Raw genomic sequence first — 15,018 nt, 5'->3', positions numbered from 1 at the left:
AACAAAGAAGAGGTTTTGACCCATGACAGATAAACGCAAAGATGGCTCAGGCAAATTGCTGTATTGCTCTTTTTGCGGCAAAAGCCAGCATGAAGTGCGCAAGCTGATTGCCGGTCCATCCGTGTATATCTGCGACGAATGTGTTGATTTATGTAACGACATCATTCGCGAAGAGATTAAAGAAGTTGCACCGCATCGTGAACGCAGTGCGCTACCGACGCCGCATGAAATTCGCAACCACCTGGACGATTACGTTATCGGCCAGGAACAGGCGAAAAAAGTGCTGGCGGTCGCGGTATACAACCATTACAAACGTCTGCGCAACGGCGATACCAGCAATGGCGTCGAGTTGGGCAAAAGTAACATTCTGCTGATCGGTCCGACCGGTTCCGGTAAAACGCTGCTGGCTGAAACGCTGGCGCGCCTGCTGGATGTTCCGTTCACCATGGCCGACGCGACTACACTGACCGAAGCCGGTTATGTGGGTGAAGACGTTGAAAACATCATTCAGAAGCTGTTGCAGAAATGCGACTACGATGTCCAGAAAGCACAGCGTGGTATTGTCTACATCGATGAAATCGACAAGATTTCTCGTAAGTCAGACAACCCGTCCATTACCCGAGACGTTTCCGGTGAAGGCGTACAGCAGGCACTGTTGAAACTGATCGAAGGTACGGTAGCTGCTGTTCCACCGCAAGGTGGGCGTAAACATCCGCAGCAGGAATTCTTGCAGGTTGATACCTCTAAGATCCTGTTTATTTGTGGCGGTGCGTTTGCCGGTCTGGATAAAGTGATTTCCCACCGTGTAGAAACCGGCTCCGGCATTGGTTTTGGCGCGACGGTAAAAGCGAAGTCCGACAAAGCAAGCGAAGGCGAGCTGCTGGCGCAGGTTGAACCGGAAGATCTGATCAAGTTTGGTCTGATCCCTGAGTTCATTGGTCGTCTGCCGGTTGTCGCAACGTTGAATGAACTGAGCGAAGAAGCTCTGATTCAGATCCTCAAAGAGCCGAAAAACGCCCTGACCAAGCAGTATCAGGCGCTGTTTAATCTGGAAGGCGTGGATCTGGAATTCCGTGACGAGGCGCTGGATGCTATCGCTAAGAAAGCGATGGCGCGTAAAACCGGTGCCCGTGGCCTGCGTTCCATCGTAGAAGCCGCACTGCTCGATACCATGTACGATCTGCCGTCCATGGAAGACGTCGAAAAAGTGGTTATCGACGAGTCGGTAATTGATGGTCAAAGCAAACCGTTGCTGATTTATGGCAAGCCGGAAGCGCAACAGGCATCCGGTGAATAATTAACCATTCCCATACAATTAGTTAACGAAAAAGGGGGGATTTTATCTCCCCTTTAATTTTTCCTCTATTCTCGGCGTTGAATGTGGGGGAAACATCCCCATATACTGACGTACATGTTAATAGATGGCGTGAAGCACAGTCGTGTCATCTGATTACCTGGCGGAAATTAAACTAAGAGAGAGCTCTATGAATCCTGAGCGTTCTGAACGCATTGAAATCCCCGTATTGCCGCTGCGCGATGTGGTGGTTTATCCGCACATGGTCATCCCCTTATTTGTCGGGCGGGAAAAATCTATCCGTTGTCTGGAAGCGGCGATGGACCATGATAAAAAAATTATGCTGGTCGCGCAGAAAGAAGCTTCAACGGATGAGCCGGGTGTAAACGATCTTTTCACCGTCGGGACCGTGGCCTCTATATTGCAGATGCTGAAACTGCCTGACGGCACCGTCAAAGTGCTGGTCGAGGGGTTACAGCGCGCGCGTATTTCTGCGCTCTCTGACAATGGCGAACACTTTTCTGCGAAGGCGGAGTATCTGGAGTCGCCGACCATTGATGAGCGGGAACAGGAAGTGCTGGTGCGTACTGCAATCAGCCAGTTCGAAGGCTACATCAAGCTGAACAAAAAAATCCCACCAGAAGTGCTGACGTCGTTGAATAGCATCGACGATCCGGCGCGTCTGGCGGATACCATTGCTGCACATATGCCGCTGAAACTGGCTGACAAACAGTCCGTTCTGGAGATGTCCGACGTTAACGAACGTCTGGAATATCTGATGGCAATGATGGAATCGGAAATCGATCTGCTGCAGGTTGAGAAACGCATTCGCAACCGCGTTAAAAAGCAGATGGAGAAATCCCAGCGTGAGTACTATCTGAACGAGCAAATGAAAGCTATTCAGAAAGAACTCGGTGAAATGGACGACGCGCCGGACGAAAACGAAGCCCTGAAGCGCAAAATCGACGCGGCGAAGATGCCGAAAGAGGCAAAAGAGAAAGCGGAAGCAGAGTTGCAGAAGCTGAAAATGATGTCTCCGATGTCGGCAGAAGCGACCGTAGTGCGTGGTTATATCGACTGGATGGTACAGGTGCCGTGGAATGCGCGTAGCAAGGTCAAAAAAGACCTGCGTCAGGCGCAGGAAATCCTTGATACCGACCATTATGGTCTGGAGCGCGTGAAAGATCGAATCCTTGAGTACCTTGCGGTTCAAAGCCGTGTCAACAAAATCAAGGGACCGATCCTCTGCCTGGTAGGGCCGCCGGGGGTAGGTAAAACCTCTCTTGGTCAGTCTATTGCCAAAGCCACCGGGCGTAAATATGTCCGTATGGCGCTGGGCGGCGTGCGTGATGAAGCGGAAATCCGTGGTCACCGCCGTACTTACATCGGTTCTATGCCGGGTAAACTGATCCAGAAAATGGCGAAAGTGGGCGTGAAAAATCCGCTGTTCCTGCTCGATGAGATCGACAAAATGTCTTCTGACATGCGTGGCGATCCGGCCTCCGCACTGCTTGAAGTGCTGGATCCAGAGCAGAACGTAGCGTTCAGCGACCACTACCTGGAAGTGGATTACGATCTCAGCGACGTGATGTTTGTCGCGACGTCGAACTCCATGAACATTCCGGCACCGCTGCTGGATCGTATGGAAGTGATTCGCCTCTCCGGTTATACCGAAGATGAAAAACTGAACATCGCCAAACGTCACCTGCTGCCGAAGCAGATTGAACGTAATGCACTGAAAAAAGGTGAGCTGACCGTCGACGATAGCGCCATTATCGGCATTATTCGTTACTACACCCGTGAGGCGGGCGTGCGTGGTCTGGAGCGTGAAATCTCCAAACTGTGTCGCAAAGCGGTTAAGCAGTTACTGCTCGATAAGTCATTAAAACATATCGAAATTAACGGCGATAACCTGCATGACTATCTCGGTGTTCAGCGTTTCGACTATGGTCGCGCGGATAACGAAAACCGTGTCGGTCAGGTAACCGGTCTGGCGTGGACGGAAGTGGGCGGTGACTTGCTGACCATTGAAACCGCATGTGTTCCGGGTAAAGGCAAACTGACCTATACCGGTTCGCTCGGCGAAGTGATGCAGGAGTCCATTCAGGCGGCGTTAACGGTGGTTCGTGCGCGTGCGGAAAAACTGGGGATCAACCCTGATTTTTACGAAAAACGCGACATCCACGTCCACGTACCGGAAGGTGCGACGCCGAAAGATGGTCCGAGTGCCGGTATTGCTATGTGCACCGCGCTGGTTTCTTGCCTGACCGGTAACCCGGTTCGTGCCGATGTGGCAATGACCGGTGAGATCACTCTGCGTGGTCAGGTACTGCCGATCGGTGGTTTGAAAGAAAAACTCCTGGCAGCGCATCGCGGCGGGATTAAAACAGTGTTAATTCCGTTCGAAAATAAACGCGATCTGGAAGAGATTCCTGACAACGTAATTGCCGATCTGGACATTCATCCTGTGAAGCGCATTGAGGAAGTTCTGACTCTGGCGCTGCAAAATGAACCGTCTGGCATGCAGGTTGTGACTGCAAAATAGTGACCTCGCGCAAAATGCACTAATAAAAACAGGGCTGGCAGGCTAATTCGGGCTTGCCAGCCTTTTTTTGTCTCGCTAAGTTAGATGGCGGATCGGGCTTGCCCTTATTAAGGGGTGTTGTAAGGGGATGGCTGGCCTGATATAACTGCTGCGCGTTCGTACCTTGAAGGATTCAAGTGCGATATAAATTATAAAGAGGAAGAGAAGAGTGAATAAATCTCAATTGATCGACAAGATTGCTGCAGGGGCTGATATCTCTAAAGCTGCGGCTGGCCGTGCGTTAGATGCTATTATTGCTTCCGTAACTGAATCTCTGAAAGAAGGGGATGATGTAGCACTGGTAGGTTTTGGTACTTTTGCCGTTAAAGAGCGTGCTGCCCGTACTGGCCGCAACCCGCAGACCGGTAAAGAGATCACCATCGCTGCTGCTAAAGTACCGAGCTTCCGTGCAGGTAAAGCACTGAAAGACGCGGTAAACTAAGCGTTGTCCCCAGTGGGGATGTGACGAAGTTCAAGGGCGCATCTACTGATGTGCCTTTTTTATTTGTATTCGGTGACTTTCTGCGTCTTGTGGGCTGACAATTGCCCCCGTTTCTTGTCACAATAGGCCTTTGCGCGCATCGATACGTTGCGTGAGGTACACAGTCATCTACAGCGGAGTGTTGTTACACCATGATGGACAGCTTACGCACGGCTGCAAACAGTCTCGTGCTCAAGATTATTTTCGGTATCATTATCGTGTCATTCATATTGACCGGCGTGAGTGGTTACCTGATTGGCGGAGGCAATAACTACGCCGCAAAAGTGAATGACCAGGAAATCAGCCGTGGGCAATTCGAGAACGCCTTCAACAGCGAGCGTAATCGCATGCAGCAACAGCTGGGCGATCAATACTCCGAGCTGGCAGCGAACGAAGGCTATATGAAAACCCTGCGTCAACAGGTGCTGAATCGTCTGATCGACGAGGCGCTGCTGGATCAGTACGCACGTGAGCTGAAACTGGGTATCAGCGATGAGCAGGTTAAACAGGCGATTTTCGCGACCCCAGCCTTCCAGGTTGACGGCAAATTTGATAACAGCCGCTATAACGGTATCCTCAACCAGATGGGGATGACCGCCGATCAGTACGCCCAGGCGCTGCGTAACCAGCTCACTACCCAACAGCTGATTAACGGCGTTGCCGGTACCGATTTTATGCTGAAAGGTGAAACCGACGAGCTGGCGGCACTGGTCGCGCAACAACGCGTGGTGCGTGAGGCGACTATCGATGTTAACGCGCTGGCGGCGAAGCAGCCTGTGACCGAACAGGAGATTGCCAGCTACTACGAACAAAACAAAAACAATTTCATGACGCCGGAACAATTCCGCGTGAGTTACATCAAGCTGGATGCCGCAACGATGCAGCAACCGGTTAGCGATGCGGATATCCAGAGCTACTACGACCAGCATCAGGATCAATTCACCCAGCCGCAGCGTACCCGCTACAGCATCATCCAGACCAAAACTGAAGATGAAGCGAAAGCGGTACTTGATGAGCTGAATAAAGGCGGTGATTTTGCTGCATTAGCCAAAGAAAAATCTGCCGATATTATCTCTGCTCGTAACGGCGGCGATATGGGTTGGTTAGAAGATGCCACTATCCCGGACGAACTGAAAAATGCTGGTCTGAAAGAAAAAGGCCAACTGTCTGGTGTCATCAAATCTTCGGTCGGTTTCCTGATTGTACGTCTGGACGACATTCAGCCAGCGAAAGTGAAATCGTTAGACGAAGTACGTGACGACATTGCGGCGAAAGTGAAACACGAAAAAGCCCTCGATGCGTACTACGCGCTGCAGCAGAAAGTGAGCGATGCGGCAAGCAACGACACCGAGTCTCTGGCCGGTGCAGAGCAAGCTGCCGGCGTTAAAGCCACTCAGACGGGTTGGTTCAGCAAAGATAACCTGCCGGAAGAGTTGAACTTCAAGCCGGTTGCCGACGCTATCTTTAACGGCGGTCTGGTAGGTGAAAACGGCGCGCCGGGCATCAACTCTGACATCATCACCGTAGACGGCGACCGCGCATTCGTGCTGCGCATCAGCGAGCACAAACCGGAAGCGGTGAAACCGTTGGCAGATGTTCAGGAACAAGTTAAGGCATTGGTTCAGCACAACAAAGCTGAACAACAGGCGAAAGTGGATGCTGAGAAACTGCTGGTTGATTTGAAAGCCGGCAAAGGTGCGGAAGCTATGCAGGCTGCCGGTCTGAAATTTGGCGAGCCGAAAACCTTAAGCCGTTCCGGTCGTGACCCGATTAGCCAGGCGGCGTTTGCACTGCCACTGCCAGCGAAAGACAAACCGAGCTACGGTATGGCGACCGATATGCAAGGTAATGTGGTTCTGCTGGCGCTGGATGAAGTGAAACAAGGTTCAATGCCGGAAGATCAGAAAAAAGCGATGGTGCAGGGTATCACCCAGAACAACGCACAAATCGTCTTTGAAGCTCTGATGAGTAACCTGCGTAAAGAGGCGAAAATCAAAATTGGCGATGCGCTGGAACAGCAATAATCCTGAAGCCGCCTCGCAAAAAAATGCGTTGCAGCTGTAACAAGAAAAGGTCGCTTTCGCGGCCTTTTCCATTTCTGAACATTGCCATTTGTTTACTGTTTTCACTGCCGTTAAGGTGATTCCACTGTTAACAAACAAGGAGAAAACAGTATGAAACACGGAATTAAAGCACTGCTCATTACCCTTTCCCTGGCCTGTGCCGGAATGTCTCATAGCGCGCTGGCGGCAGCTTCTGTGGCGAAACCGACGGCGGTAGAAACCAAAGCGGAAGCTCCTGCAGCACAAAGTAAAGCAGCAGTACCGGCGAAAGCCAGTGACGAAGAAGGCACCCAGGTCAGCATTAATAATGCCAGCGCGGAAGAGCTAGCCCGCGCGATGAATGGCGTTGGCCTGAAGAAAGCGCAGGCGATTGTCAGTTATCGCGAAGAGTACGGTCCGTTTAAAACTGTGGAGGATCTAAAGCAGGTGCCGGGGATGGGCAATTCGCTGGTGGAACGTAATCTGGCGGTATTAACCCTGTAATTAATTTGCATAGTGGCAATTTTTTGCCAGACTGAAGAGGTCATACCAGTTATGACCTCTGTACTTATAACAACAACGTAAGGTTATTGCGCTATGCAAACACAAATCAAAGTTCGTGGATATCATCTCGACGTTTACCAGCACGTCAACAACGCCCGCTACCTTGAATTTCTCGAAGAAGCCCGCTGGGATGGGTTGGAAAATAGCGACAGTTTTCAGTGGATGACGGCCCATAACATCGCCTTCGTCGTGGTCAATATCAATATTAACTATCGTCGCCCAGCGGTATTAAGTGACCTGTTAACTATTACCAGTCAGTTGCAGCAATTAAACGGTAAAAGCGGCATCTTAAGCCAGGTCATTACACTGGAGCCGGAAGGGCAGGTGGTAGCGGATGCGCTTATTACGTTTGTTTGTATTGATCTTAAAACGCAGAAAGCATTAGCTCTGGAAGGGGAATTGCGCGAAAAGCTGGAGCAGATGGTTAAGTAAACGTTTTGTGGTGCCGGATGCTCAAGCCGCATCCGGCGACACCCGGAATAATTACCTCAACCCGGTTTTCTGCTTCATCGCTGCCATCACCGTCGGTTTATCGGCCAGATAATGATTCAAACCGTTGGCGCGTAAATTACATGCCGCACAATGACCGCAACCGTCGCCTTTAATGCCGTTATAGCAGGTCAACGTTTCGTTACGGACTAAATCCAGTTTGCCGTAATAATCTGCCAGCGCCCAGGTTTCCGCTTTATCAATCCACATCAGCGGCGTTTCAAAACGAATATCTTTCGCCATGCCCAAACTGACGGCATGGTTTAGTGCTTTCACAAACTCATCGCGGCAATCCGGGTAGCCGGAGAAATCCGTTTCGCAGACGCCAGTAATTACGGCTTCTGCTTTTACCTGATACGCATATATTGCCGCCAGCGTCAGGAACAAAATATTACGCCCTGGGACAAACGTATTCGGGATGCCATCGGCTTCAGGTTCATAATCAGGCACCGGAATGCTGTCACGCGTCAGGCTGCTGACCGCCAGCTCGTTGAGCAGCGTTACATCAAGAACCTTATGCGCGCGTGCTCCCAGTTTCAGCGCCAGTTCGCGTGCCACGTCGATTTCTGCGCGATGTCGCTGACCGTAATCGAACGTCACGCAATGGACTTCATCATATTGTTGTAATGCCTGCACCAGACAGGTGGTGGAATCCTGGCCTCCACTGAACACAACGACAGCACGTTTCATAGATAATCCTGCTTGAACAATAAAAGCGTTATGGTAACGCCTGCGATTAACCCGGACCAGCTATTCATTGCGACGGCGCGGGAAGCCAGGCTTCGGTAAATTCAAACCAGCCGCGCGGTGTCAGTCGCACACCGTTCACGCCGGGAGGGGCACTAATGCGATAGTGATAGTTGAACAGCGGCGTCAGCGTCGCGTCTGCCATTAACTGGCTAAAAACCGCTTTCAGGGCATTAAATCGGTTTTCCTCATCAGGCATTACTTGCACCGCGTCCAGCGTCGATTGCAGATGTGCATATGCTGGAGCGTCGAAAACATGTGGCCACAGTGGATCGCAACGTAGCCATTGCTCCAGAGTATATTCCGGTGCTTCGCCAATTAATCTGTCGCCCATCATGAGGTCTGCGTGTGCCAGTAGGGTCGTGTCGTCCCAGTTTTTTGCGTTATGAAAAATAATTGTGAGTTCACAGCCTTCCGCTGACAGTGTCGCCTGTAGGCGTTCTGCCATGGTATGAAGTTCTATCGGTAGGTGATAAACCAGCGTCAAGGTTTTCGGTAGTTTGACTTCATCCGGTACTTGCCAGTGCGGAATAGTCCAGCCTGGCAGTAATGCATGACTGGCGGTGATCAGGTTTTCTCCGACTTCTAACGTTTGTAATAAACCGGATTGATGAATAATGGAGATCACTTTTCGCGCCTGCCAGAGGGAGAGTCGGGGACTTTTGCGCAACGTTAAATAGCAAAAACCTAAACTGATGCCACTACTGACCTGGCTGACCCGTTGCAGCTCCTCCGGTTTGCCGATGGTGATTTGCACGGGATGCCGACAACTGGTTCCCAAATCTTTTTCGAAAAGCGGCGGAGTTATCCAGTACTCAACCGCTTTAAGCAGCGGATGACGCAAATGGTAATAATCATGGCTCTCCAGGCGCACCAGCTCCGCTGTGAATTGTGTTAAGCGAAAAGGACCAGTGCCGATCAGTGGGAATTGCGGATGCACCAGATGGCTGCAATAGCTCGCCAGCCGGTGCGCAAGCCAGTAATCGGGGCGATGTAAAAAGAAGGTCAGACACTGCGGATGGGTGACTTCAATACGCTTCACGCTAATAAATAATTGATCCAGTGCTGGCAGTTGTAACAGCATCAATAATCGCTGGTGTAAGTGTGAGGCTTTTACTGCATCGCCGTTATGCCAGTGTAGGGTTGAACGAAGATAAAAGTCCCAGCGTAACCCGTCAGTAGAGGTTTCCCAGTGATGCGCTAAATCGCCAATCGGGCGCTGAGTATTATTATCGAAGCGGGTCAGGCCGGAAAATATCTGCCCGGCGAGATGCTGCTCGGCACGGCCGGGCAAAAAGCCTGGTTGTAGCGGTTCGAGCGGGCGATAGTAGGGAATACGCAACGTGGGTGTATCGTTTTGCCATTGTCCGCCCATAAACGGCTGTAACAGAGTGCGCAGCTCACCTGGGGCCAGTTGCGCCAGCTCCAGCACATCTTGCTGCTTTCCGGTTTCCAGTGCCTGTTCCATCATCGCATTGCGTAGCGATTCCGGCGTGACCAGAAAGCGTAATTGTCCGCGCTTTCCGCGTCCTGACTGCGCCTGCCACTCCAGCCATCCCGCCTCCTGTGCCTGACGCAACAGCGTACGAACATGGCGTTCGCTGCAAAAACAGCGTTCGGCCAGTTCGCTGACGGTGACGATTTGCGGCTTTCCGGCTGAAGGTTGCCACAGACGTTGATACTGGTTAAGACGGTTGAGCAATCGCATATAAACCCGGAACAATATTATTTCACTATTCACTATTACTTCCGTATATATCAGGTGATACTCAATCACCATTAACCGTGTCACAGAGTGGAGAAAGAAATGGCTCGTCTGGCAGCATTTGATATGGATGGCACTTTATTGATGCCTGACCATCATTTAGGTGAGAAAACCCTCTCTACTTTGGCGCGACTGCGTGAACGCGACATTACCCTCACTTTTGCCACGGGGCGTCATGCGCTGGAGATGCAGCATATTCTCGGGGCGCTATCGCTGGATGCATATTTGATTACCGGCAACGGAACGCGCGTGCATTCTCTGGAAGGTGAACTTTTACATCGTGATGATTTACCTGCGGATGTCGCGGAGCTGGTGCTGTATCAGCAATGGGATACCCGAGCCAGCATGCATATCTTCAATGACGACGGTTGGTTTACCGGGAAAGAGATCCCTGCGTTGTTGCAGGCATTTGTCTATAGCGGTTTTCGTTATCAGATAATCGATGTCAAAAAAATGCCACTCGGCAGCGTCACCAAGATCTGCTTCTGTGGCGATCACGACGATCTTACACGCTTGCAGATCCAGCTATACGAAGCATTAGGCGAGCGTGCACATTTGTGTTTTTCCGCCACGGATTGCCTCGAAGTGCTGCCGGTGGGCTGCAATAAAGGCGCTGCATTGACGGTGCTGACCCAACATTTAGGTTTATCGTTGCGCGATTGCATGGCCTTTGGTGATGCGATGAACGATCGCGAAATGTTAGGCAGCGTCGGTAGCGGATTTATTATGGGCAATGCGATGCCGCAACTGCGCGCGGAGCTCCCGCATTTACCGGTGATTGGACATTGCCGAAATCAGGCTGTCTCTCACTATTTGACGCACTGGCTGGACTATCCACATCTACCTTATTCCCCCGAATAACGAGATCCCTTCCAGCACCGGGCAATTGCCCGGTTTTTTTTGCGTTGAATTTGTCATTTTGTGCCGTGGTGTTTAAACCGCACAGAATAAATTGTCGTGATTTCACCTTTAAAATAGAATTAAAAGAGAAAAAAATTCTCTGTGGAAGGGCTATGTTAGATAAAATTGACCGTAAGCTGCTGGCCTTACTGCAGCAGGATTGCACCCTCTCTTTGCAGGCACTGGCTGAAGCCGTTAATCTGACAACCACCCCTTGCTGGAAGCGCCTGAAACGGCTGGAGGACGACGGTATCCTTATCGGCAAAGTCGCCCTGCTGGATCCGGAAAAAATAGGCCTCGGCCTGACCGCTTTTGTGCTGATAAAAACGCAACATCACAGCAGCGAATGGTATTGCCGCTTTGTCACGGTGGTTACCGAAATGCCAGAAGTGCTGGGGTTCTGGCGCATGGCTGGTGAATACGATTATCTGATGCGCGTCCAGGTTGCCGACATGAAACGCTACGACGAGTTTTATAAGCGTCTGGTAAACAGCGTGCCGGGGCTGTCGGACGTCACTTCCAGCTTCGCGATGGAACAGATTAAATACACCACTTCTTTACCCATCGAATAAATATCCAGAATCAGGTCAGGACACAACGCGTGCGATTATTTGCTCAATTAAGCTGGTATTTCCGTCGGGAATGGCGTCGCTATCTCGGGGCTGTCGCCTTGCTTGTCATTATCGCGATGCTGCAACTGGTTCCACCAAAAGTGGTTGGTATTGTTGTCGATGGCGTGACAGAACAACACTTTACTACCGGGCAGATCCTGATGTGGATCGCCACCATGGTGCTGATTGCCGTTGTGGTTTATCTCCTGCGTTACGTCTGGCGCGTATTGCTGTTTGGTGCGTCTTATCAACTGGCTGTTGAACTGCGTGAAGATTATTACCGTCAGCTAAGCCGGCAGCATCCTGAGTTTTACCTGCGTCATCGCACGGGTGACCTCATGGCTCGTGCGACTAATGACGTCGATCGCGTCGTGTTTGCCGCCGGAGAAGGGGTGCTGACGCTGGTGGATTCACTGGTAATGGGCTGCGCTGTGTTGATTATGATGTCTACGCAAATTAGCTGGCAGTTGACCTTATTTGCCCTGTTACCGATGCCAGTGATGGCGATCATGATTAAGCGCAACGGCGATGCTTTGCATGAACGCTTTAAGCTGGCACAGGCGGCGTTTTCCAGTCTTAATGACCGCACCCAGGAAAGCCTCACCAGTATCCGCATGATCAAAGCCTTTGGTCTGGAAGATCGCCAGTCGGCGTTATTTGCCGCGGATGCCGAAGATACCGGCAAAAAAAACATGCGGGTGGCGCGTATTGATGCTCGTTTCGACCCGACCATCTATATCGCGATTGGTATGGCGAACTTGCTGGCGATTGGCGGCGGTAGTTGGATGGTGGTGCAGGGCAGTTTAACGCTGGGCCAGCTCACCAGTTTTATGATGTATTTAGGTCTGATGATTTGGCCAATGCTGGCGCTGGCATGGATGTTTAACATTGTGGAACGTGGTAGTGCTGCGTACAGCCGTATTCGCGCGATGCTGGCGGAAGCGCCGGTGGTGAACGATGGTAGCGAACCCGTGCCGGAAGGGCGTGGCGAACTGGATGTAAATATTCACCAGTTCACGTATCCGCAGACTGACCATCCTGCGCTGGAAAACGTTAATTTCGCCCTGAAACCCGGTCAGATGCTGGGTATCTGCGGGCCGACTGGTTCCGGCAAAAGTACCCTGTTGTCGCTCATTCAGCGTCATTTCGACGTCAGCGAGGGGGATATTCGCTTTCATGATATTCCTCTGACGAAGTTACAACTCGATAGCTGGCGTAGCCGCCTGGCGGTAGTTAGCCAGACGCCATTCCTTTTTTCTGACACTGTGGCGAATAACATCGCGCTGGGTTGCCCGAATGCCACCCAGCAAGAGATTGAGCATGTCGCGCGGTTAGCCAGCGTACATGACGATATTTTGCGTCTACCGCAAGGTTACGATACAGAGGTGGGCGAGCGCGGTGTGATGCTTTCCGGCGGGCAAAAACAGCGTATCTCCATTGCTCGTGCGTTATTAGTCAACGCGGAAATCCTCATCCTTGATGATGCGCTTTCGGCGGTGGACGGACGCACTGAGCACCAGATCCTGCATAACCTGCGTCAGTGGGGGCAGGGAAGAACGGTAATCATCAGTGCCCATCGCCTTTCTGCACTGACGGAAGCCAGTGAAATTATTGTGATGCAGCACGGACATATCGCCCAGCGTGGCAATCATGATGTGCTGGCACAACAAAGCGGCTGGTATCGCGATATGTATCGCTATCAACAACTGGAGGCGGCGCTCGACGACGCTCCGGAAAATCGCGAGGAGGCCGTCGATGCGTAGTTTTAGCCAACTGTGGCCGACTCTCAAGCGCCTGTTAGCGTACGGTTCACCGTGGCGTAAACCGCTGGGGATTGCGGTCCTGATGATGTGGGTTGCGGCGGCGGCAGAAGTCAGTGGGCCGCTGCTTATCAGCTATTTTATCGACAATATGGTAGCGAAAAATAACCTGCCGTTGAAAGTGGTTGCAGGGCTGGCTGCGGCGTATGTTGGGCTGCAACTGTTTGCCGCCGGGCTACATTACGCGCAGTCGCTGCTGTTTAATCGGGCGGCAGTAGGCGTAGTGCAACAGTTGCGTACCGACGTGATGGATGCTGCGTTACGCCAGCCATTAAGCGAGTTTGATACCCAACCCGTCGGGCAGGTGATTTCCCGCGTCACTAATGACACTGAAGTGATCCGCGATCTCTACGTTACCGTAGTGGCAACTGTCCTGCGCAGTGCCGCGCTGGTGGGCGCGATGCTGGTGGCGATGTTCAGCCTCGACTGGCGAATGGCACTGGTGGCGATAATGATTTTCCCGGTGGTGCTGGTGGTAATGGTGATATACCAGCGTTACAGCACGCCGATTGTCCGTCGTGTGCGCGCCTATCTGGCGGATATCAACGACGGCTTTAACGAAATCATCAATGGCATGAGCGTTATCCAGCAGTTTCGTCAGCAGGCGCGATTTGGCGAACGTATGGGGGAGGCCAGTCGTTCACACTATATGGCGAGGATGCAAACCCTGCGCCTCGACGGTTTTCTGCTGCGTCCGCTGCTGAGTCTGTTTTCATCGCTCATTCTTTGTGGCTTGTTGATGCTGTTTGGCTTCTCCGCCAGCGGCACCATTGAAGTGGGCGTGTTGTATGCGTTTATCAGCTATCTTGGGCGACTTAACGAACCCTTAATCGAACTGACCACGCAGCAGGCGATGCTGCAACAGGCTGTTGTTGCTGGTGAGCGCGTGTTTGAGCTGATGGACGGACCGCGCCAGCAATATGGCAATGATGATCGCCCTTTACAGAGCGGCACCATCGAAGTCGATAACGTGTCATTTGCTTATCGCGATAACAATCTGGTGCTAAAGAACATTAATCTCTCTGTGCCTTCGCGCAATTTTGTGGCGCTGGTCGGGCATACCGGCAGTGGCAAAAGCACCCTCGCCAGTTTATTGATGGGCTATTACCCGCTAACGGAAGGTGAGATTCGCCTTGATGGTCGTCCATTAAGTTCGCTAAGTCACAGCGCGCTGCGCCAGGGCGTGGCAATGGTGCAGCAAGATCCGGTGGTGCTGGCGGATACCTTCCTCGCCAACGTGACGCTGGGGCGGGATATCTCCGAAGAACGCGTCTGGCAGGCGCTGGAAACCGTGCAACTGGCGGAGCTGGCGCGTAGCATGAGCGACGGTATTTACACGCCGCTGGGCGAGCAGGGGAATAATCTCTCAGTTGGGCAAAAGCAACTGCTGGCACTGGCGCGCGTGCTGGTCGAGACGCCGCAAATCCTGATCCTTGATGAGGCAACCGCCAGCATTGACTCCGGTACTGAACAGGCGATTCAACATGCTCTGGCGGCGGTGCGTGAACATACCACGCTGGTAGTGATTGCTCACCGCTTATCGACCATTGTTGATGCCGACACCATTCTGGTGCTTCATCGTGGGCAAGCCGTGGAGCAGGGCACTCACCAGCAACTGCTGGCGGCCCAGGGACGCTACTGGCAGATGTATCAACTGCAACTTGCGGGCGAAGAGCTGGCAGCCAGCGTGCGTGAAGAGGAATCATTGAGCGCCTGAATAG

12 protein-coding genes are annotated in these 15,018 nt (G+C 52.0%); 10 read left to right on the top strand and 2 right to left on the bottom strand.

The features are described from left to right. Positions 1-22: 22 nt before the first annotated feature. The 6 genes from clpX (at position 23) to fadM (ending at position 7,397) form a co-directional block, all read left to right on the top strand. Entirely contained in the window at positions 23-1,297 is a 1,275-nt protein-coding gene (clpX, locus tag ACU8XX_RS18235) for an ATP-dependent protease ATP-binding subunit ClpX (RefSeq protein ID WP_000130305.1), read from the top strand. Positions 1,298-1,484: 187 nt separating this feature from the next. After that, complete coding sequence (gene lon, locus ACU8XX_RS18230; RefSeq protein ID WP_001295325.1) at positions 1,485-3,839, top strand: endopeptidase La; 2,355 nt, start codon at positions 1,485-1,487, stop codon at positions 3,837-3,839. Positions 3,840-4,029: 190 nt separating this feature from the next. Next, a complete protein-coding gene (hupB, locus tag ACU8XX_RS18225) occupies positions 4,030-4,320 on the top strand; it encodes a nucleoid-associated protein HU-beta (protein ID WP_254892905.1) in 291 nt (96 codons plus the stop codon). Positions 4,321-4,511: 191 nt separating this feature from the next. Then, on the top strand, positions 4,512-6,383 hold the full coding sequence (ppiD, locus tag ACU8XX_RS18220; RefSeq protein ID WP_000969372.1) for a peptidylprolyl isomerase: 1,872 nt from the start codon (positions 4,512-4,514) through the stop codon (positions 6,381-6,383). 150 nt (positions 6,384-6,533) lie between these two features. Further along, the gene (locus ACU8XX_RS18215; protein ID WP_016241942.1) at positions 6,534-6,905 is read left to right on the top strand and encodes a helix-hairpin-helix domain-containing protein; all 372 of its coding nucleotides are present in this window, start codon (positions 6,534-6,536) and stop codon (positions 6,903-6,905) included. Between the two features lie 93 nt (positions 6,906-6,998). After that, positions 6,999-7,397 (top strand): long-chain acyl-CoA thioesterase FadM, encoded by a 399-nt coding sequence (gene fadM, locus ACU8XX_RS18210; protein WP_001194534.1) that lies wholly within the window; start codon positions 6,999-7,001, stop codon positions 7,395-7,397. A gap of 51 nt (positions 7,398-7,448) precedes the next feature. On the opposite strand, the gene queC is transcribed toward fadM, so the two are convergent. Together queC and ACU8XX_RS18200 are read right to left on the bottom strand one after the other, a co-directional pair. After that, positions 7,449-8,144 (bottom strand): 7-cyano-7-deazaguanine synthase QueC, encoded by a 696-nt coding sequence (gene queC / locus ACU8XX_RS18205; RefSeq protein ID WP_000817229.1) that lies wholly within the window; start codon positions 8,142-8,144, stop codon positions 7,449-7,451. Positions 8,145-8,208: 64 nt separating this feature from the next. Then, positions 8,209-9,909 carry an SgrR family transcriptional regulator gene (locus ACU8XX_RS18200; RefSeq protein ID WP_024176543.1) on the bottom strand — a complete coding sequence of 567 codons (1,701 nt, stop codon included), beginning with the start codon at positions 9,907-9,909 and terminating at the stop codon, positions 8,209-8,211. 99 nt (positions 9,910-10,008) lie between these two features. On the opposite strand from ACU8XX_RS18200, the gene cof reads away from it, so the two are divergent. The 4 genes from cof (at position 10,009) to ACU8XX_RS18180 (ending at position 15,014) form a co-directional block, all read left to right on the top strand. Continuing rightward, positions 10,009-10,827 carry an HMP-PP phosphatase gene (gene cof / locus ACU8XX_RS18195; protein WP_000113027.1) on the top strand — a complete coding sequence of 273 codons (819 nt, stop codon included), beginning with the start codon at positions 10,009-10,011 and terminating at the stop codon, positions 10,825-10,827. A 152-nt stretch (positions 10,828-10,979) separates the two neighbouring features. Then, positions 10,980-11,438 carry a DNA-binding transcriptional regulator DecR gene (decR, locus tag ACU8XX_RS18190; RefSeq protein ID WP_000884589.1) on the top strand — a complete coding sequence of 153 codons (459 nt, stop codon included), beginning with the start codon at positions 10,980-10,982 and terminating at the stop codon, positions 11,436-11,438. Between the two features lie 29 nt (positions 11,439-11,467). Then, positions 11,468-13,240: a SmdA family multidrug ABC transporter permease/ATP-binding protein gene (locus ACU8XX_RS18185; protein ID WP_001235611.1), complete on the top strand. Its 1,773-nt coding sequence runs from the start codon at positions 11,468-11,470 to the stop codon at positions 13,238-13,240. Next, positions 13,233-15,014 (top strand): SmdB family multidrug efflux ABC transporter permease/ATP-binding protein, encoded by a 1,782-nt coding sequence (locus ACU8XX_RS18180; protein WP_001256211.1) that lies wholly within the window; start codon positions 13,233-13,235, stop codon positions 15,012-15,014. The genes ACU8XX_RS18185 and ACU8XX_RS18180 overlap by 8 nt, the downstream gene beginning before the upstream one ends. Positions 15,015-15,018: the final 4 nt, after the last annotated feature.

Source organism: Escherichia sp. MAL-1 (genome assembly GCF_052948035.1).
The sequence above is the reverse complement of the archived record's forward strand: the minus strand, read 5'-3'. Positions and strand labels throughout refer to the sequence as shown.